This is a genomic window from Serinicoccus sp. CUA-874 (assembly GCF_001942225.1).
In the GTDB taxonomy this organism is placed as follows: Bacteria; Actinomycetota; Actinomycetes; order Actinomycetales; family Dermatophilaceae; genus Ornithinicoccus; species Ornithinicoccus marinus.
Genome location: NZ_MKJZ01000039.1, coordinates 91,596 through 108,321, shown reverse-complemented (window position 1 = coordinate 108,321; position 16,726 = coordinate 91,596). Strand labels below are relative to the sequence as shown.

General features: G+C 71.4%; 17 protein-coding genes and 1 pseudogene. 4 read left to right on the top strand and 14 right to left on the bottom strand.

The annotated features are described in order from the left end of the window. Positions 1-2: 2 nt before the first annotated feature. Positions 3-281 carry a hypothetical protein gene (locus BJF80_RS17235; protein ID WP_075815526.1) on the bottom strand — a complete coding sequence of 93 codons (279 nt, stop codon included), beginning with the start codon at positions 279-281 and terminating at the stop codon, positions 3-5. Between the two features lie 204 nt (positions 282-485). Between BJF80_RS17235 and BJF80_RS17230 the strand changes: the two genes are divergently transcribed. Further along, on the top strand, positions 486-2,291 hold the full coding sequence (locus BJF80_RS17230) for a DEDD exonuclease domain-containing protein (protein WP_075815524.1): 1,806 nt from the start codon (positions 486-488) through the stop codon (positions 2,289-2,291). 21 nt (positions 2,292-2,312) lie between these two features. Here the strand turns inward: BJF80_RS17230 and BJF80_RS17225 are convergent, their stop codons facing one another. The 6 genes from BJF80_RS17225 to ctaE are packed head-to-tail and all read right to left on the bottom strand — an operon-like array spanning position 2,313 to position 7,385. Beyond that, positions 2,313-2,594 (bottom strand): Lrp/AsnC family transcriptional regulator, encoded by a 282-nt coding sequence (locus tag BJF80_RS17225; RefSeq protein ID WP_022924770.1) that lies wholly within the window; start codon positions 2,592-2,594, stop codon positions 2,313-2,315. Positions 2,595-2,616: 22 nt separating this feature from the next. Beyond that, a complete protein-coding gene (locus BJF80_RS17220; protein WP_075815522.1) occupies positions 2,617-2,952 on the bottom strand; it encodes a metallopeptidase family protein in 336 nt (111 codons plus the stop codon). A 55-nt stretch (positions 2,953-3,007) separates the two neighbouring features. Continuing rightward, entirely contained in the window at positions 3,008-4,813 is a 1,806-nt protein-coding gene (qcrB, locus tag BJF80_RS17215; protein WP_075815520.1) for a cytochrome bc1 complex cytochrome b subunit, read from the bottom strand. Then, positions 4,810-5,928 (bottom strand): cytochrome bc1 complex Rieske iron-sulfur subunit, encoded by a 1,119-nt coding sequence (qcrA, locus tag BJF80_RS17210; RefSeq protein WP_075815518.1) that lies wholly within the window; start codon positions 5,926-5,928, stop codon positions 4,810-4,812. The genes qcrB and qcrA overlap by 4 nt, the downstream gene beginning before the upstream one ends. A gap of 3 nt (positions 5,929-5,931) precedes the next feature. Continuing rightward, positions 5,932-6,735 (bottom strand): cytochrome bc1 complex diheme cytochrome c subunit, encoded by an 804-nt coding sequence (gene qcrC, locus BJF80_RS17205; RefSeq protein ID WP_075815516.1) that lies wholly within the window; start codon positions 6,733-6,735, stop codon positions 5,932-5,934. A gap of 53 nt (positions 6,736-6,788) precedes the next feature. Continuing rightward, entirely contained in the window at positions 6,789-7,385 is a 597-nt protein-coding gene (gene ctaE, locus BJF80_RS17200) for an aa3-type cytochrome oxidase subunit III (protein WP_075815514.1), read from the bottom strand. A gap of 179 nt (positions 7,386-7,564) precedes the next feature. On the opposite strand from ctaE, the gene BJF80_RS17195 reads away from it, so the two are divergent. Genes BJF80_RS17195 through BJF80_RS17185 form a run of 3 tightly spaced genes read left to right on the top strand, consistent with a single transcriptional unit; the run spans position 7,565 to position 10,056 of the window. Next, positions 7,565-7,981: a response regulator transcription factor gene (locus tag BJF80_RS17195; protein ID WP_075815512.1), complete on the top strand. Its 417-nt coding sequence runs from the start codon at positions 7,565-7,567 to the stop codon at positions 7,979-7,981. Further along, the gene (gene trpD, locus BJF80_RS17190) at positions 7,978-9,060 is read left to right on the top strand and encodes an anthranilate phosphoribosyltransferase (protein ID WP_075815510.1); all 1,083 of its coding nucleotides are present in this window, start codon (positions 7,978-7,980) and stop codon (positions 9,058-9,060) included. Before BJF80_RS17195 ends, trpD begins: the two co-directional genes overlap by 4 nt. A 24-nt stretch (positions 9,061-9,084) precedes the next feature. Beyond that, positions 9,085-10,056, top strand: a complete 972-nt coding sequence (locus BJF80_RS17185; protein ID WP_075815508.1) for a quinone oxidoreductase family protein — start codon at positions 9,085-9,087, stop codon at positions 10,054-10,056. Between the two features lie 18 nt (positions 10,057-10,074). Here BJF80_RS17185 and ctaF read toward each other — a convergent pair whose 3' ends face one another. The 7 genes and pseudogenes from ctaF to trpS form a co-directional block, all read right to left on the bottom strand. After that, positions 10,075-10,476: a cytochrome c oxidase subunit 4 gene (gene ctaF / locus BJF80_RS17180; protein WP_075815506.1), complete on the bottom strand. Its 402-nt coding sequence runs from the start codon at positions 10,474-10,476 to the stop codon at positions 10,075-10,077. Next, positions 10,476-12,263, bottom strand: coding sequence for an aa3-type cytochrome oxidase subunit I (gene ctaD / locus BJF80_RS17175; RefSeq protein WP_075815504.1), 1,788 nt, complete (start codon positions 12,261-12,263; stop codon positions 10,476-10,478). Before ctaD ends, ctaF begins: the two co-directional genes overlap by 1 nt. Further along, on the bottom strand, positions 12,263-13,153 hold the full coding sequence (gene ctaC / locus BJF80_RS17170) for an aa3-type cytochrome oxidase subunit II (RefSeq protein ID WP_022924781.1): 891 nt from the start codon (positions 13,151-13,153) through the stop codon (positions 12,263-12,265). Before ctaC ends, ctaD begins: the two co-directional genes overlap by 1 nt. Positions 13,154-13,206: 53 nt before the next feature. Beyond that, positions 13,207-13,811, bottom strand: a pseudogene (gene aat, locus BJF80_RS17165) (leucyl/phenylalanyl-tRNA--protein transferase). Between the two features lie 285 nt (positions 13,812-14,096). Then, positions 14,097-14,447 carry an iron-sulfur cluster insertion protein ErpA gene (erpA, locus tag BJF80_RS17160; RefSeq protein ID WP_022924783.1) on the bottom strand — a complete coding sequence of 117 codons (351 nt, stop codon included), beginning with the start codon at positions 14,445-14,447 and terminating at the stop codon, positions 14,097-14,099. Positions 14,448-14,532: 85 nt separating this feature from the next. After that, positions 14,533-15,639, bottom strand: coding sequence for a glycerate kinase (locus BJF80_RS17155; protein ID WP_083653062.1), 1,107 nt, complete (start codon positions 15,637-15,639; stop codon positions 14,533-14,535). 14 nt (positions 15,640-15,653) lie between these two features. After that, positions 15,654-16,712, bottom strand: coding sequence for a tryptophan--tRNA ligase (gene trpS / locus BJF80_RS17150; RefSeq protein WP_075815502.1), 1,059 nt, complete (start codon positions 16,710-16,712; stop codon positions 15,654-15,656). Positions 16,713-16,726: the final 14 nt, after the last annotated feature.

The window sequence follows — 16,726 nt, the reverse complement described above, 5'->3', positions numbered from 1 at the left end:
ACTCACCCGGTGGCACGACGGGGCCGGTCCACGACCGCCCGCGCGGCGTCCGCCTCCTGCGGCGTCACCAGGCCGGCACGCACGAAGGCACCGACCGCAGCCAGCTCGTCGCTGTCGAGACCGGCACGGCCCTCCCACACCTCCGTCCCGGGAGAGACGTCGGGCGAGGGCGGCGACGACCGACGCGGCGCGGGTGCCTGCTCGGGCACGACCTCGGGGGTCTGCAGCCAGATCCGCCCCAGGACCGGCACGAAGCAGTCACCGCAGTGACGCCCGCGCACCGGGCAGGTCTCGCAGTCGATGAGCGCCGTGGACGCGCTCCGGGTGGGGTGGTGTGGTCGGGTTCATCGGTCCACCTCCTTCGCCGACGACGCTAGGGGCGGCCACCGACATACCCCTCCCGCCCCTCGGGCCGACCGGTGGGTCTGCCGCCCTGCCGAGCCGCCTGCCCCGGTCTGTCGGTGGCGGCACCTAGCGTCGGGGGCATGCAGATGGTGCACCCCGGGTTCACCCAGGAGACCTTCGAGGACCTGGGCACCGCGCTGTCCGACGTCACCTTCGTGGTGGTCGACCTGGAGACCACCGGCGGCTCGCCCTCCGGGTCCCAGATCACCGAGGTGGGCGCGGTCAAGGTGCGCGGGGGCGAGGTGCTCGCCGAGTTCCAGACCCTGGTCCGACCGGCGACCCCGATCCCGGCCTTCATCACCGTCCTGACCGGCATCACCAACGCGATGGTGATCGAGGCGCCACGGATCGCGACCGTGCTCCCGCAGTTCCTGGAGTTCGCCCGCGGCAGCGTGCTCGTGGCGCACAACGCCGGCTTCGACGTCTCCTTCCTCAAGGCCGCGGCGCAGGAGACCGGTCATCCGTGGCCCGGGTTCCCCGTGCTGGACACCGTGCGGTTGGCGCGGCAGCTGGTGCACAAGGACGAGGCACCCAACCACAAGCTCGGGAGCCTGGCGCAGCTCTTCGGGGCGACCACGACCCCCGACCACCGGGCGCTGCACGACGCCCGCGCGACCGTGGACGTCCTGCACGGCCTCGTCGAGCGGGTCGGCAACCTCGGGGTGCACACGCTGGAGGAGCTGCAGTCCTACAGCTCCCGGGTCAGCACGGCGCAGCGGCGCAAGCGGTTCCTCGCCGAGGCGATGCCGTCGGCCCCCGGGGTCTACGTCTTCCGCGACGCCTCCGGCACCCCGCTCTACGTCGGCACCGCCACCGACCTGCGCCGTCGCACGCTGACCTACTTCACCGCCTCGGAGACGCGGCGGCGGATGTCGGAGATGGTGGGTCTGGCCGAGTCGCTCACCCCCATCGTCTGCGCCACCGCCCTGGAGGCCTCGGTGCGCGAGCTGCGGCTGATCGCCGAGCACCGGCCGCGCTACAACCGCCGTTCACGGCGTCCGGAGAAGGCGGTCTGGGTCCGCCTGACCGACGAGGCCTTCCCCCGACTGTCCGTCGTGCGATCGGTCACCGACCGCGACGGCGCGCAGTATGCCGGGCCGTTCGGCTCCCGGCGCGGTGCCGAGGCGGCGATCACGGCTCTGCACGAGGTGGTCCCGCTGCGTCAGTGCACCCGTCGGCTCTCGGCGAGGAGCCCGGGGGACGCGGCGTGCGTGCTGCTCGAGATCGGGCGGTGCGGCGGCCCGTGCGTCGGTGCCCAGACCCGTGAGGACTACGCCGAGGTCACGCGGCGGGCGGGGCAGGCGCTCACCGGCAGCACGAGCCACGCGGTGGACGCGCTGCGCCGGCGGCTGGAGGAGCTGGCGTCCCAGGAACGCTTCGAGGAGGCGCGCACGCTGCGCGACCGCATGATGGCGCTGGTCCGCGCGACCGCGCGCAGCCAGCGGCTCCGGCCGCTCACCGCCGCCCCGCAGCTCATCGCGGCCCGCCCCGGCGAGGACGGCGGGTGGGAGCTCGTGTGCGTGCGCCACGGTCGGCTGGCCGGCGCGTGCGTCAGCCCCCGCGGTGCCGACCCGATGCCCTACGTCGCGGCGTTGCGGGAGACGGCGGAGGTCGTGCTCGAGGACGCCGGCCACCGGGACGGCCGGGCCCACCCGGCGGTCCTGCCGGAGGAGACCGAGCTCGTGCTGCGCTGGCTGGAGTCGCCGGGGGTCCGCCTGGTGGACCTCGACGGGGAGTGGACCTGCCCGGTCGGGGGCGCCGGGGCCAGCAGGGCGCAGCTGGAGCCGCAGGCCGGCACCTGGTCCGAGCACGATCCCGCAGACGGCTGCGTCGCCCGCACCGGGGTGCGGCCCCTGGACCGGCCCACCGGCACGTTGCCGGCCTGAGCCGCGTCGGGGCGCGTCAGGTCAGTGGTCGAGCCCGAGGGAGAAGCCGGCCTCGAGGTCGGAGGAGGAGTAGGTGCGGAAGGAGATGTGCGTCGTCGTCTCCAGGACACCCTGCACCTTGTTGAGGCGGTCGGCGATGACGTCGGCGAAGTCCTCGTGCCGGTTCACCCGGGCGATGGCGATGAGGTCGACGTCACCGGTGACCGAGTAGACCTCCCGGATGCCCTCGATCTCGGCGATCTCCTGGGCGACCTCGGGGATGCGGCCGACCTCGGCCCTGATGACGACGATGGCGGAAATCACGCCACCACTCTAGCGTCCCGTCTCAGCCCCACCCGAGGTCGTGCAGCCGGGCGTCGTCGATCCCGAAGTGGTGGGCGATCTCGTGCACGACCGTCACCGCGATCTCGTCGAGCAGGTCCTCCCGGTCCTCGCACATCCGCAGCAGCGGCCCGCGGTAGATGACGATCCGGTCCGGCAGCTGCACCCCGTGGTCTCGCTCGGTCAGGGGTATGCCGTCGTAGACACCGAGCAGGTCGGGGTCCTCCGGCGGGGGTTCGTCCTCGACGAGGAAGACGACGTTGTCGAGCCGGTCCATGAGGGCGACCGGCACGAGGTCGAGCGAGTCACCGACCGCCTCCTCGAACTCCTGCGCCGACATGGTCAGCGCCCCGTCCTCCGGCTCGGGGGCGGGGCGCTGACCGTCGGGCGGGACCTCAGTGATGGCGGGGCGTGTGCACGGCCGAGCCGTGCGCGTCGGTGAAGTCGTCGTCGCCGACGCTGTCGTTGACCGGCACACCCAGCTGCGGCGTGGCGGACTCCTCCAGCGCGTCGTGCTCGCCGTGGTGGTGCGCCGCGGCCAGCTCGGCCGGCGTGACCGCCGAGACGGTGTCCTTGTAGAAGAAGGACGACAGCGCGTCGCGGGCCCCGGCCAGCGGGCTGCGGCGGCGGGCCACGCCACGCTCGTCCACCTCCGGGCCCTGGGTGAGCCCGAGGGGGGTCGGGGTGTCGTAGTCCACGAGGCCCCAGCGCTCGTACTCGTCCAGCGGCTCGTGCGCCTCGAAGAAGCGGCCCTCGGGGGTGCGGACGATGCGCCCGGTCTCGTTGCCGTGCAGCACCCGCTCGCGGTCGTGGCGCTGCAGCGACAGGCACAACCGCTTGACGACGACGAAGACCAGCACCGGGAGCACGAAGAACAACGTCCGGAACAGGATCGTGAGGTCGTTGATCGACAGCCCGAGCTTGATGGCCAGGATGTCGTTGACGCACGCCAGCGCCAGCACGAGGTACATCGAGATGGCCGCGGCCCCGATGGCGGTGCGGGTCGGGGCGTTGCGCGGCCGCTGCAGGATGTGGTGCTCCCGCTTGTCGCCGGTGACCCACGCCTCGAGGAAGGGGTAGACCGCGAGCACGACCCACACCAGGGGCAGCAGGACCAACGACCCGAGGAAGATGTTGAAGCTCCAGACGGTGCCGAAGAGCGTGAACTCCAGCCAGCCCGGGAGCAGCCGCAGCGCGCCGTCGGAGAACCACATGTAGAAGTCGGGCTGGCTGCCCGCGGTCACCTGGGTCGGGTCGTAGGGTCCGTAGACCCACACACCGTTGATCTGCACCAGGGCCGACACGAGCGCGGTGATGCCGAAGACGACGAAGAAGAAGCCGCCCGCCTTGGCCGCGTAGACCGGCATGATGGGGAAGCCCACCACGTTGTCGTTGGTTCGGCCGGGGCCGGGGTACTGGGTGTGCTTGTGGATGACGACCAGGGCCAGGTGCGCGACGAAGAGGCCGACGATGATGGCCGGCAGCAGCAGCACGTGCGCGATGTAGAGGCGCGGGATGATCGACTCGCCCGGGAACTCTCCGCCGAAGACGAAGAAGGTCATCCAGGTGCCGATGACCGGGGCCGACATCATGAAGCCGTTCATGGCCCGGATGCCGGTGCCCGACAGCAGGTCGTCGGGGAGGGAGTAGCCGGCGAAGCCCTCGATGATGGCCAGCAGCGACAGGACCACGCCGATGAGCCAGTTGATCTCCCGCGGCTTGCGGAAGGCGCCGGTGAAGAAGACCCGGGCCGCGTGCAGCGCGATCCCGACGATGAAGAACAGCGCCGACCAGTGGTGCAGCTGCCGGATGAGCAGACCGCCCTTGACCTCGAAGCTGATGTCGAGGGTCGAGGCATACGCCTCGGACATGCCGACACCCTTGAGCGGCACGTAGGAGCCGTCGTAGGTGACGTGGCCCATGCTCGGGACGAACCACAGGGTGAGGAAGGTGCCGGTGACCAGCGCGATGATCATGGAGTACATCGCGATCTCGCCCAGCAGGAAGCTCCAGTGGTCCGGAAAGACCTTCTTGAGCGCGAAGCGCAGGCCCTTGGCCGCGCCGACCCGTTCGTCGGCCCAGACCAGGGCGCCGGGGAACTTCGCGTCCGGGCTGGACTGGTCGGTCTGGTCGAAGGGCCGCTCCGGAGCCTTGTCCTCGGAGCGCAGGCCGCCCGCTCCCTGAGGGACGTGTGTGGTCATGCGTCGTCAACTCCCAACAGCCCGGGACGCTCGCGTTCCCAGAAGCTCGGTCCGACTGGTTCGCGGAAGCCGCCTGCGGCGACGATGTAGCCCTCGCCGTCGACGGTGATGGGCAGCTGCGGCAGCGCCCGCTTCGCCGGGCCGAAGATCACCTTGCAGTCGTCGGTCATGTCGAAGGTCGACTGGTGACAGGGGCACAGCAGATGGTGGGTCTGTTGCTCGTAGAGCGCCACCGGGCACCCGACGTGGGTGCAGACCTTGGAGTAGGCGACGATGCCCTCGTAGCCCCACTCGCGCTGCTTCTGACTCTTGATCGTCGAGGGGTCGAGCCGGACCAGGATGACCTGGTCCTTGGCCTTGGAGATCATCGCCTCCTCGGCACCGTGCTCCTCGATCGCCTCGTGACCGACCCAGCCCTCCGGCATGACGTGGAAGACCGAGCCCTGGGTGACGTCCGCCGCCCGGATGGCCGCCCCCGAGGGGTCGATCATCAGCCGGGTGCCCTCGTCCCAGTGGGTGGTGTAGAGCTCGTCCCGGGGACGTGGCCCCAGCCCTGCGGCGACCGGCAGGACCAGCGGGAGCGCGAAGAGCCCGAGCGCACCACCGGCCGAGCCGAGGATCGCTGCGCGGCGGTTGAGCTGCGAGCTGCGCCAGCCGTGCGAGAGCTGCCGCCCCACCGCCAGCCGGTCGTCCTCGTCGGAGGGCTGCGGGTGACGCTCCTCGACGACCTCCTGGTCCGGCATGAGTGTCTTGGCCCAGTGGATGGCCCCCAGGCCGATGCACAGCAGGGACAGTCCCATGGTGACGCCGAGGGCGACGTGGAAGAGGTTGACCTCACCGATGCCGAGCAGGTAGCCCTTGAGCTCGGGGTCGATCGCGTAGTAGGCGACCACGAAGGCGATCGAGGCGAGCGCGGAGATCGTGAACAGCCCGACGACCTGGATCTCCGCGCGCTTCGCGGCGCGCGGGTCCTCGTCGGCACGCCGCGGCACGTGCGGCGGCAGCCCGGGGTTCTCGAAGCGGTCGGTCAGCGCCGGGGCGCCGGCCTGCTCGCGGGTGGCCGGGGCGGTGCTGCCCTCGGGCCCGCCGTGCTGGGAGTTCGTCGCGTCGGTCACTGGTCAGGCCGCCTTTCGTCCGAGCCACACGGCGGCGCCGATGAAGGCCAGGATGCCGATCGTCCACGCGAAGAGCGCGTCGCCGGCCGGGCCCAGGCTGCCCAGCGTGTGCCCGCCCTGGTCGTTGGCGCCCTCCTCGACGCTCTTGAGGAAGGCGATGACGTCGCGCTTCTCCTCGGGGGTGATGTTCTGGTCGTTGAAGACGGGCATCGACTGCGGGCCGGTGACCATCGCCTCGTAGATGTGCTGCTCGTCCACGCCCATGAGGGTGGGGGCGTACTTGCCGCGGGTCAGCGCGCCACCGGTCCCGGAGGAGTTGTGGCACATGGCGCAGTTGGTGCGGTAGACCGCGCCGCCGTTGGAGGGGTCACCCTCGGAGGCGTCGAGCCACTGCTCCTCGGGCACGTCCGGACCGGGGGCGAGGGAGTCGATGTAGACCGCGAGCGCGGTGATCTCCTCGTCGCTGAACTGCACCTGGGAGATGTTGCGCTCGGCCTGCACGCCCGGGGCCGGGAGCGGCATGCGTCCGGTCGCGACCTGGAAGTCGACGGAGGCCGCACCCACGCCGTGCAGCGACGGGCCGGCCTCGCCGTTGCCCTGGGCGTTGGCACCGTGGCAGGAGGCGCAGTTGGCGAGGAAGAGCTGGCGCCCCTCCTCCAGCTGCTCCTCGGTGGCCTCCTCGGAGGACGTGCCGGGCGGGACGTTCGCCTGCATCGCCGCGTAGGCCGTGCCGGTGAAGGACAGCGCCAGGACGATGAGCACCAGCAGCGCCAGTGGGCTGCGGCGGCGGGCGGCGAGAGATCTCACGCGGCGGTCCTTCCGGGGTGAGGGGGCAGGATGGGGGCGGTCAGGCATACCGCTCACCGCACGATGTAGATAACGGCGAACAGGGCGATCCAGACGACGTCGACGAAGTGCCAGTAGTAGGAGGTCACGACGGCGCCGGTGGCCTGGGCGTGGGTGTAGCGCTTGGCGGTGAAGCTGCGCCCGATGATGAGCAAGAAGGCGAGGAGACCGCCGGTGACGTGCAGGCCGTGGAAGCCGGTGGTGATGAAGAAGACCGAGCCGTAGGGGTCGGCGGTCGGGGTGAGCCCCTCGCTGGTGAGCGTGGCGTACTCCCAGACCTGGCCCGCGATGAAGGTGGCGCCGAAGAGGTAGGTGAGGACGTACCACTCGCGCATGCCCCAGCCGGTGTCCCCCAGCGGGTTGCCGAGCTTGAAGATGCTGCCGGTGCGGTGGGGGATGCCGCGCTCGGCCTTCCAGACGCCGAACTGGCACCAGACCGAAGAGATCACCAGGATCATGGTGTTGATCGAGGCGAAGGTCACGTCGAGGTACTCGGTGCGCTCGGCCCACAGGTCGGGCGAGACCGAGCGGATGGTGAAGTACATCGCGAACAGGCCGGCGAAGAACATGATCTCGCTGCCCAGCCACACCATGGTGCCGACCGCGACCATGTTGGGCCGGGTGGCCGGTCCATGCGCCGTCGCATGGAACCGGTCAACATCGCTCAGGGTTGCCGCAGGAGTTGTCGCCACACACCCATGGTAGGCGACTTCGGGCGCCGTCGCGCGACCACCCCGCCGCCCGTCGGGCAGTCTTTCTCCGGCCCGCGGGCCTCGGTAGGATCGGCCGCATGAGTTCTCCTGCCGTCCCCGCCACCCCCACGGGCACCACCTCGGTCTCGATCCTGCTCTACAGCAACGACCGCAGCGTGCGCGACGCGGTCCGCGTCGCCGTGGGCGAGCGGCCCGCGGACGACGTGGTCGTGGAGCGGTGGATGGAGTGCGCCACGCCCGAGGTCACTCTCCTGGAGGCGCAGACCGGGGACTACGACCTGCTGGTGCTCGACGGCGAGTCGCAGCCCTACGGCGGGATGGGCGTGTGCCGCCAGCTCAAGAACGAGCTCTTCGACTGCCCGCCCGTCCTGGTGCTCACCGGACGGCCGGGCGACGGCTGGCTGGCCACGTGGTCGCAGGCGGACGCCGTGCTGTCGCGACCGCTCGACGAGGCCCGGCTGACCGCGGCGATCGCCGACCTGGCCCGCCGGTGACCTCCGGCGCCGGGGCGGACGGCGCGGCGCACCCGAGCTGGCCAGACGTCCTCACCGCGCTCACCCAAGGGCAGGACCTGTCCGCCGACGTGGCGGCCTGGGCCATGGACCAGGTGATGTCCGGGTCTGCCACCGACGCCCAGCTCGGGGGCTTCCTCACCGCCCTGCGCGCCAAGGGTGAGACCGCGCAGGAGATGTCCGGACTGGCGGCCATGATGCTGCGGCACGCCCACCGCTTCGAGGTCCCCGGCCCCACCGTCGACATCGTCGGGACCGGTGGCGACCGCGCGATGACGGTCAACATCTCGACGATGTCCGCCGTCGTCATGGCGGCCGCCGGGGCGACCGTGGTCAAGCACGGCAACCGGGCCGCCTCCAGCCGGTCCGGCTCCGCGGACATGCTCGAGGCGCTCGGGATCGACCTGGACCTCACCCCCGACCAGGTGCGCGACGTCGTCGCGGAGGCCGGCATCACCTTCTGCTTCGCCCTCACCTTCCATCCGGCGATGCGGTATGCCGGCGCCGTCCGGCGCGAGCTGGGCATCGGCACCGCCTTCAACTTCCTCGGCCCGCTGACGAACCCGGCCCAGCCACGCTATGCCGCGGTCGGCTGCGCGGACCCGCGCATGGCCCCGCTCATGGCCGAGGTCTTCGCCGGACGGGGCACCCGCGCGGTCGTCTTCCGCGGCGACGACGGGCTGGACGAGATCACCAGCGCCACGACGAGCACCCTCTGGTGGGCCGGCGACGACGGATCGGTCCGGCGCTGGTCGCTCGACCCCCGGGAGCTCGGGCTCGCGGCGCACCCGCTGGAGGCCCTGCGCGGCGGCGACGCCGCGCATAACGCGGAGGTGGCCCGACGGCTCTTCGACGGGGAGCAGGGCCCGGTGCGCGACGCGGTCCTGCTCAACGCCGGCACCGCCCTGGCCCTGGTCGCCGCTGGTGAGGCCGGCACCCACCCCGCCTCCGAGGCGGAGCTGCGGTCCGCAGTGGTCGACGGCATGAGCCGCGCGATCGCTGCCCTGGACGACGGCGGCGCGGCCCGGGTCGTGGAGCGCTGGGTGCGCGCGACGCGCTGACCCGGCTCCGGTAGCGTCAGGCCCATGCGCGCGATCGTCGTCGAGGAGACCGGTGGGCCGCAGGCCCTGACCCTGGTGGACCGCCCCACCCCCGAGCCCGGACCGGGCCAGGCGCTGGTGGACGTCGCCGCGGCGGGCGTCAACTTCATCGACACCTACCAGCGCTCCGGCGCCTACCCGCTCCCGACGCCCTTCGTCCTCGGGAGCGAAGGGGCCGGCACGGTCCGCTCCTTGGGCCCGGGCACCTCGGGGCTGTCCGTCGGCGACCGCGTCGCCTGGGCGATGGCGCCCGGCACCGGCTACACCGAGCAGACGGTGGTCGACGCCGACCGGTTGGTCGTCGTCCCCGTCGAGGTGGAGCTGGAGACCGCCGCGGCCGTGATGCTGCAGGGCCTGACCGCCCACTACCTCGCCCGGACGACCTTCCCCGCCGGTCCCGGGCATACCGCGCTGGTCACGGCTGCCGCCGGCGGGGTGGGGCTCCTCCTGACCCAGCTCCTGCACCGTGCGGGCGTGCGCGTGATCGGCACGGTCGGCTCACCGGACAAGGCCGAGCTGGCCACGCAGGCCGGGGCGGACGAGGTGATCCTCTACCGCGAGACCGACCTGCTGGACGCGGTGCGCCGGGTGACCGGGGACGACGGCGTCCACGTCGTCTACGACGGCGTGGGCCAGGACACCTTCGAGACCGGGCTGGAGCTGCTCCGGCCGCGCGGCATGATGGTGCTCTTCGGCGCAGCCAGCGGTCCGGTCCCCCCGATCGACCCGCAGGTGCTCAACCAGAAGGGGTCGCTCTTCTTGACCCGCCCCACCCTCGCGCACTACGTCGCCGACCGCGCCGAGCTCACCGCTCGCGCCGACGACATCCTGCACCTCATCGCCAACGGCGAACTGGACGTGCGGGTCTCGGGCCGCTACCCGTTGGCAGACGCCCGTCGCGCGCACGAGGACCTGGAGGGCGGCGGCACGACCGGCAAGCTCATCCTCGTGCCCTGAGCGGCGTCCGGCCGCCGGTCAGATCGCCTTCTCGCCGCGGAAGAACTCGAACGTCCACCCGAGGATCGAGATGAGCAGGAACGGCACCGCACAGATGAGCAGCCACCAGCCGACCGCCAGGCCGAGCGCCAGCGCCGAGACCGACAGGGCCAGCCACAGCGGCCACCAGGAGTAGGGGGCGAAGTGGCCGTAGTCGCCGGACAGGTCCCCGATCTCGCCCTCGAGGTCGTCCTCTGGGCGCAGGTCGGTCTTGCGGCCGGTCACCCAGAGGTAGAACGCGATGAAGGCGGAGAACAAGGTCGTCAGCAGCAGGCCGATGATGCCGACCCATTCCTTGGGGTCGGTGAAGTAGGCGTACAGCGCCGTCGCCAGTGCGAAGAAGGGCACCAGATAGGCGAAGATCTTGACCTCGGCGCGCATCAGTGCTGTTCCTTCCCGGTGTAGCCGCCGGAGTCGGTGCCGACCTGCCCGTCGGGGTCGGTGTCCGGTCCGCCGAGGAGCTTCTCGGCGACGCCCTTGTCGGGCTCCGGCGACTCCAGCGTCCCGATCTGAGGGTGGTGCAGGTCGAAGGCGGCACGCTCGGAGCGGATCCGCGGCAGCGAGTCGAAGTTGTGGCGGGGCGGCGGGCACGAGGTGGCCCACTCCAGCGACATGCCCCAGCCCCACGGGTCGTCGCTCGTGACCTTGGGGGTCTTGAAGCTCTTCCACACCGCGTAGAAGAAGGGGAGCATCGAGGCGGCGAGGAGGAAGGAGGAGATCGTCGACAGCTGGTTCATCCAGGTGATGCCGTCCTCGGGGAGGTAGTCGGCATACCGGCGGGGCATGACCTTGACACCCAGCAAGTGCTGGATGAGGAAGGTGCCGTGGAAGCCGAGGAAGAGCATCCAGAAGTGGATCTTGCCCAGCCGCTCGTCGAGCATGTGCCCGGTGAACTTGGGCCACCAGAAGTAGTAGCCGGCGAACATCGCGAAGACGACGGTGCCGAAGACGACGTAGTGGAAGTGGGCCACGACGAAGTAGGTGTCCGTGACGGCGAAGTCCAGCGCCGGGCTCGCGAGGATGACGCCGGTCAGGCCACCGAAGAGGAAGGTCACGAGGAAGCCGACCGCCCACAGCATGGGGGTGTCCAGCTTGATGGAGCCACGCCACATGGTGCCGATCCAGTTGAAGAACTTCACCCCGGTCGGGACGGCGATGAGCATCGTCATGATGGCGAAGAACTCCAGCAGGACCGCGCCGGTCGCATACATGTGGTGAGCCCACACCGAGACCGACAGTGCGGCGATCGCCATGGTGGCCATCACGAGCGTCTTGTAACCGAACAGCGGCTTGCGGGAGAAGACCGGGATGACCTCGGAGATGATCCCGAAGAACGGCAGCGCGATGATGTAGACCTCGGGGTGGCCGAAGAACCAGAACAAGTGCTGCCAGAGCAGGGCGCCCCCGTGCTCGGGATCGTAGATGTGCCACCCGAAGATGCGGTCCGCCGCCATCCCGAAGAGGGCGGCGGCGAGCACGGGGAAGACCACGAGCACCAGGATCGAGGTCACCAGAACCGTCCAGGTGAAGAACGGCACCCGGAACATCGTCATGCCGGGTGCCCGCATGCAGACGATCGTCGTGATGAAGTTGACGGCGCCGAAGATCGTGGCGAAGCCGCTGACCGCCAGGCCCACGACCCACAGATCGCCCCCCAGGCCCGGGCTGTGCGTGGGCCCGGCCAGCGGCTGGTAGGCGAACCAGCCGAAGCTCGCCGCACCGCTGGGGGTGAGGAACCCCCCGACGGCGATGAGGCTGCCGAAGAGGAACATCCAGAAGGCCAGCATGTTGAGTCGCGGGAAGGCTACGTCCGGGGAGCCGATCTGCAGCGGCACCAGCGCGTTGGCGAAGCCCGCGAACAGTGGGGTGGCGAACATCAGCAGCATCACCGTGCCGTGCATGGTGAACATCTGGTTGTAGATCTCGGGGTTGTCCACGACCTGCAGCCCGGGAACGAAGAGCTCGGCGCGGATGACCAGGGCCATGAGCCCGCCAAGGATGAACCACACCATGGTCGCGACGAAGTAGAGGTTGCCGATGACCTTGTGGTCGGTGGTCGTGAGGACCCGGACGGCGTTGCGGACGAAGGAACTGCGCTCGGCGACCGGCGGCTTCGCGGCGGTGGCAGCAGTGGCGGCGGTCCCTGGCCGCTCGGTCGTGATGGCCATTAGTTCTCCACTCCCTCGGGCAGCTTGCCCTGCTGGTCCTGCTGCAGCTCGTACATGTCGAGGTCAGGGCCGAGCTGACCGGTGTTGCCGGACTCCTCCAGGTCGGCGATGAAGGCGTCGTAGTCCTCCTGTGACACGACCTCGACCTGGAACAGCATCTCCGAGTGGTAGGCGCCGCACAGCTCGGCGCACTTGCCGGCGAAGGTGCCCTCCTCGGTGGTGGTCACCTGGAAGATGTTGACCCGGCCGGGGACCATGTCCATCTTCTGGAGGAAGTTGACCACCCAGAAGGAGTGGATGACGTCGCGCGAGGTGAGCACGAACTCGACCCGGCTGTCGACCGGGAGCACGAGGGTCGGCAGGGTGTCCGGCACGCCCTCCTCGCCCTCGCTGATCTCGCGCGCCTGCTGGCCGGTGACGAACACCTGCTCCTCGACGTAGTTGAAATCCCAGCTCCACTTCTTGCCGACCACGTTGACGACCACGTCGGGCTCGGGCTCGGTGTCGAGCATGGCGTTCTGGAGGGTGACGGTCTGCCCGAACATCGTCGCGACCATGAGGATCGGCACGACGGTGTAGAGGATCTCGAACGGGACGTGATAGCGGAACTGCACCGGGACCTCGTCCTCGGAACGGCGGCGGTAGGCGAAGACCGCCCACAGGATGAGCAGCCACACCAGGACACCCACCGCCAGGGCCGCGATCCATGTGGCGTTCCAGAACCCGACCACGTCGGCACCGACCTCGGTGGCGGGCTCGGGCAGGTAACCCCGGGTCACCGCCTCGCCGCACCCGGACAGCATCAGCGCCGCCGTCGTGACGGCGAGCGCGAGGCCGAGCCTGCGGGTCCGGGATCGGGCGCTCCCGCCCCCGTCCTCACGCCGTCGCACTGAGCCACCTCTTGCTGCTGGGACCGTCGAGCATCACAGACCCCACTCTACCCTCACGCCTGCCTGCCGTCCTCGCCGCAGGGGGGTGTGCCGCGCCACCGCCGCGGCAACTCCCGGGCTGAGGCCTCCCGCACGAGGCGGAGGTAGTCGGGTCGGTGGACGGTGACGACCCCCAGGGAAGCCAGGTGCGGCGTCTGCCACTGCGTGTCCAGCACCCAGGGCTCACCGTCCTCGGCGAGCACGTCGACCAGGCCGGCCAGCGCTGCCTTGGAGGCGTCGGCGCCCGGTGGAACATCGACTCCCCCGCGAACAGCCGCCCGATCGCCAGCCCGTAGACCCCGCCCACGAGCCGTCCCTCGTCCCACACCTCGACGGAGTGGGCCCACCCGAGGTCGTGCAGCCGGCCGTAGGCCCGCGCGATCTGTCCGGTGATCCAGCCCCCGTCCCTCGAGGGGTCCGCACAGCCGGCGACGACGTCCTCGAAGGCCTGGTCGACGGTCACGGCCCAGGACCGGCGGGAGCGCCGGGCGGAGCGGCTGAGGTGGAGGTCGCCGGGGAGCAGCACCCCGCGCGGGTCCGGCGACCACCACCCGACCGGGTCGGCGCCCCCCTCCCCCAGCCCCATCGGGAAGACCCCGGCCCGGTAGGCGGCGAGGATGGTCCCCGGCTCGAGGTCGGCACCGATGCGACGAGGTCTTCACCCGGCACCGCCCCCGCCGTCGAGAGGTCCCAGACGGTCGGCTCGGGCTCCACCGGTCCGCTCGCGCCTCCGGCGTCACCGCCTACGGCGACCGCGGCGTCCGCGCCGTCGCCCGCGGCGGCGCCGTCGGCAACTGCGGCGGCGCCGTCGCGCCCGCGGCGATGGCAACTGCGCGGTGCTCGCTTCGCTCGCCCACTCTTTATGTTCCGAGAAACAGGCTCGCTACGCTCGCGTTTCTCGGGCTCAGCTGAAGCTGTCCCCGCACGCGCAGGAGCTGCCCGCGTTGGGGTTGTCGATCGTGAAGCCCTGCTTCTCGATGGTGTCGGCGAAGTCGATGGACGCGCCGTCGAGGTAGGGGGCGCTCATCCGGTCCACCACGACCTCGACCCCGTCGAACGCGGCGACGAGGTCGCCGTCAAGGGTGCGCTCGTCGAAGTACAGCTGGTAGATCAGGCCCGAGCAGCCACCCGGCTGGACGCCGATGCGTAGCCGCAGGTCGTCGCGGCCCTCCTGCTCCAGCAGGCTCTTGACCTTGCCGGCGGCGAGGTCGGTCAGGGTGACGCCGTGCGTCTGCGTGGTCTGGGTGTCGGTCATGGGCCGCGGGTCCTCTCGTGAGGGGAAGTGGTGCAGGGGGAACGCCGGTGGTGGCCGGTCCTGTTCCCGTCCCGACCAGCGTACGTCACGCCCGGGCGGGCGGGGTCCAGGTGCGGGCGACCCGCGTCGCGAGCGCCGCGAGATCTGCGCCCTCGTCGCCGCGCGGGGCGTAGGAGCCGCTGACCCCCAGCGACATCCCCTCACGGCGCCCGACGGAGACCTCCCGCGCCAGGACGACCGTCGGGGCGGCGACCTCGAGCGCCGCCCGTGCGGTGTCGGCGACCACGCCGTCGTGGACCGTCGTGTAGTCGTAGGCGTCGGTGACGAGCACGACCAGCGCACCAGCGAGGCGGTCGCGCACGTCCAGCTCGTCCAGGAGCAGCCGGGCCCCGGTGTCGGTCCGCGCGCCGAGCAGCTGCAGCGCGTAGCCCACGCCCCCACCGGCCCCTGCCCCGGCGGCCCGCTCGGGTCGGCGCGGCAGCCCGGTGAGCAGGTCGCGCTGCGGCGGGAGCACCGCGTTGACCCGGTCGCTCAGCCCGCCGAGCTCGGTCTCCAGCTGCTGCGTCACCTCCGGGCGCACCCCGTGCTCCCCGAGGGAGGCGCTGGCGCCGTGGAAGCCCAGGAGCGAGGCCTCCGTCGTCGTGGCGAGCACCAGCCGGGTCCGCGACCAGGTGTCGCGCAGCGCAGGGAGGTCCTCGAGCCGCTGCCCCGCGCCGAGCCGGCGCAGCAGCCCGGCGCCGCCGTCGTGGCAGGCCAGGTCTCCGACACCGACGACGACCCGCGACACCCCGAGGTCGCGCGCGCAGGTCAGGAGCGCCCCGAGACCCTCGCTGCCCAGCCCGGCCGGGTCGGCCAGGTCGTCAGCGGCGACCAGGTGGCGCCCGGCCACCTGCGCGGTGTCGAGGTATGCCGTCGCCCCGTCCGGACGCTCGACCACGGCGATGTCCGCGGGCACCTCGGCGCCGGTGGGGTCGGCGACGAGCACGGGGTGGCTGGTGACGGCAAGGCCGAGCGCCGCGGACCGCTCGGCGACGAGCGTGGCGAAGCCGGCGCCGCCGTCGTGCGAGGCGTGCGCCTCGACGTCGGCGTGCGGGGCCGACCGGGCCCACCCCTGGGCGACCTGCTCGGCGTCGCCCGGGGCCAGCCGGCCGGCGGACCGGTCGGCGACGACGAGGACGCGAGGTGCGGGCATACCGGCGGGGGACGTCAGGCGTAGACCATGTGCATGGCCTCGCGCACCTCGGCGAGGGTCGCCTCGGCGACCTCGTCGGCGTGCGCGTTGCCCCGCGCGAGGACGCGCCGCAGCTCGGCCGGGTCTGCCTCCAGCTCCGCGCGACGGGCGCGGACCGGCGCGAGGTGCTCGTTGACCGCCTCGGTCACGAGCTTCTTGAGCGTCCCCGAACCGCCGTCGCCGATCTCCTCGGCCACCGCACGCGGGTCGCGGCCCGTGGTGAGCGAGGCCAGCAGCAGCAGGGTGGAGACCTCGGGGCGACCGTCGGGGTCGTAGGTGATGCGACGGTCGGCGTCGGTGACCGCCTTCTTGATCGCCCGGGCCGTCTCGTCGGCGCTCATCCGCAGCTCGATGACGTTGCCGCGCGACTTGCTCATCTTCTGCCCGTCGGTGCCGAGCAGGTTCGGCACCTCCGAGAGCAGTGCGTCCGGTGCAGGGAAGACCGGCGCGCTGCCGTCGCCCGCCCGGCCGTAGCGCTCGTCGAAGCGGCGCGCCACGACCCGGGTCTGCTCCAGGTGCGGCAGCTGGTCCTTGCCGACCGGGACGACGTTGGCCTTGCAGAAGAGGATGTCGGCGGCCTGGTGGACCGGGTAGGTCAGCATGAGCCCGGTCATCGGCCGACCGCCAGTGGCCTCCTGCTCCGCCTTGACCGTGGGATTGCGTCGCAGCTCGGCATCGGTGACCAGCGACAGGAAGGGCAGCATGAGCTGGTTCAGCGCCGGCACCTGGGAGTGCGCGAAGATCGTCGTGCGGGCCGGGTCGATGCCCACCGAGAGGTAGTCGGTGAGCAGCGAGTAGACCCGCTCCTGGATCGAGTCGACGGTGTCGCGGTCGGTGATGACCTGGTAGTCGGCGATGAGGACCCAGGTGTCGACGCCCTTGTCCTGCAGCGCCACCCGGTTGCGCAGGCTGCCGAAGTAGTGCCCTAGGTGCAGGTGCCCGGTCGGACGGTCACCGGTGAGCATCCGGTAGCGGCCGGGGTGGACGTCGAGGTCCTCGGCGATCTGCGCGGAGCGCACGACGCTGCGCTGCAGCGAGGCGTCGGAGG

Bases quoted from the DNA above. Each gene is read 5' to 3' on its own strand.
- BJF80_RS17230 (WP_075815524.1), top strand. From the start codon at position 486: ATGCAGATGGTGCACCCCGGGTTCACCCAGGAGACCTTCGAGGACCTG.
- BJF80_RS17220 (WP_075815522.1), bottom strand. From the start codon at position 2,952: ATGTCGGCGCAGGAGTTCGAGGAGGCGGTCGGTGACTCGCTCGACCTC.
- qcrB (WP_075815520.1), bottom strand. From the start codon at position 4,813: ATGACCACACACGTCCCTCAGGGAGCGGGCGGCCTGCGCTCCGAGGAC.
- ctaE (WP_075815514.1), bottom strand. From the start codon at position 7,385: ATGGTCGCGGTCGGCACCATGGTGTGGCTGGGCAGCGAGATCATGTTC.
- BJF80_RS17195 (WP_075815512.1), top strand. From the start codon at position 7,565: ATGAGTTCTCCTGCCGTCCCCGCCACCCCCACGGGCACCACCTCGGTC.
- BJF80_RS17185 (WP_075815508.1), top strand. From the start codon at position 9,085: ATGCGCGCGATCGTCGTCGAGGAGACCGGTGGGCCGCAGGCCCTGACC.
- ctaF (WP_075815506.1), bottom strand. From the start codon at position 10,476: ATGCGCGCCGAGGTCAAGATCTTCGCCTATCTGGTGCCCTTCTTCGCA.
- ctaD (WP_075815504.1), bottom strand. From the start codon at position 12,263: ATGGCCATCACGACCGAGCGGCCAGGGACCGCCGCCACTGCTGCCACC.
- erpA (WP_022924783.1), bottom strand. From the start codon at position 14,447: ATGACCGACACCCAGACCACGCAGACGCACGGCGTCACCCTGACCGAC.
- BJF80_RS17155 (WP_083653062.1), bottom strand. From the start codon at position 15,639: ATGCCCGCACCTCGCGTCCTCGTCGTCGCCGACCGGTCCGCCGGCCGG.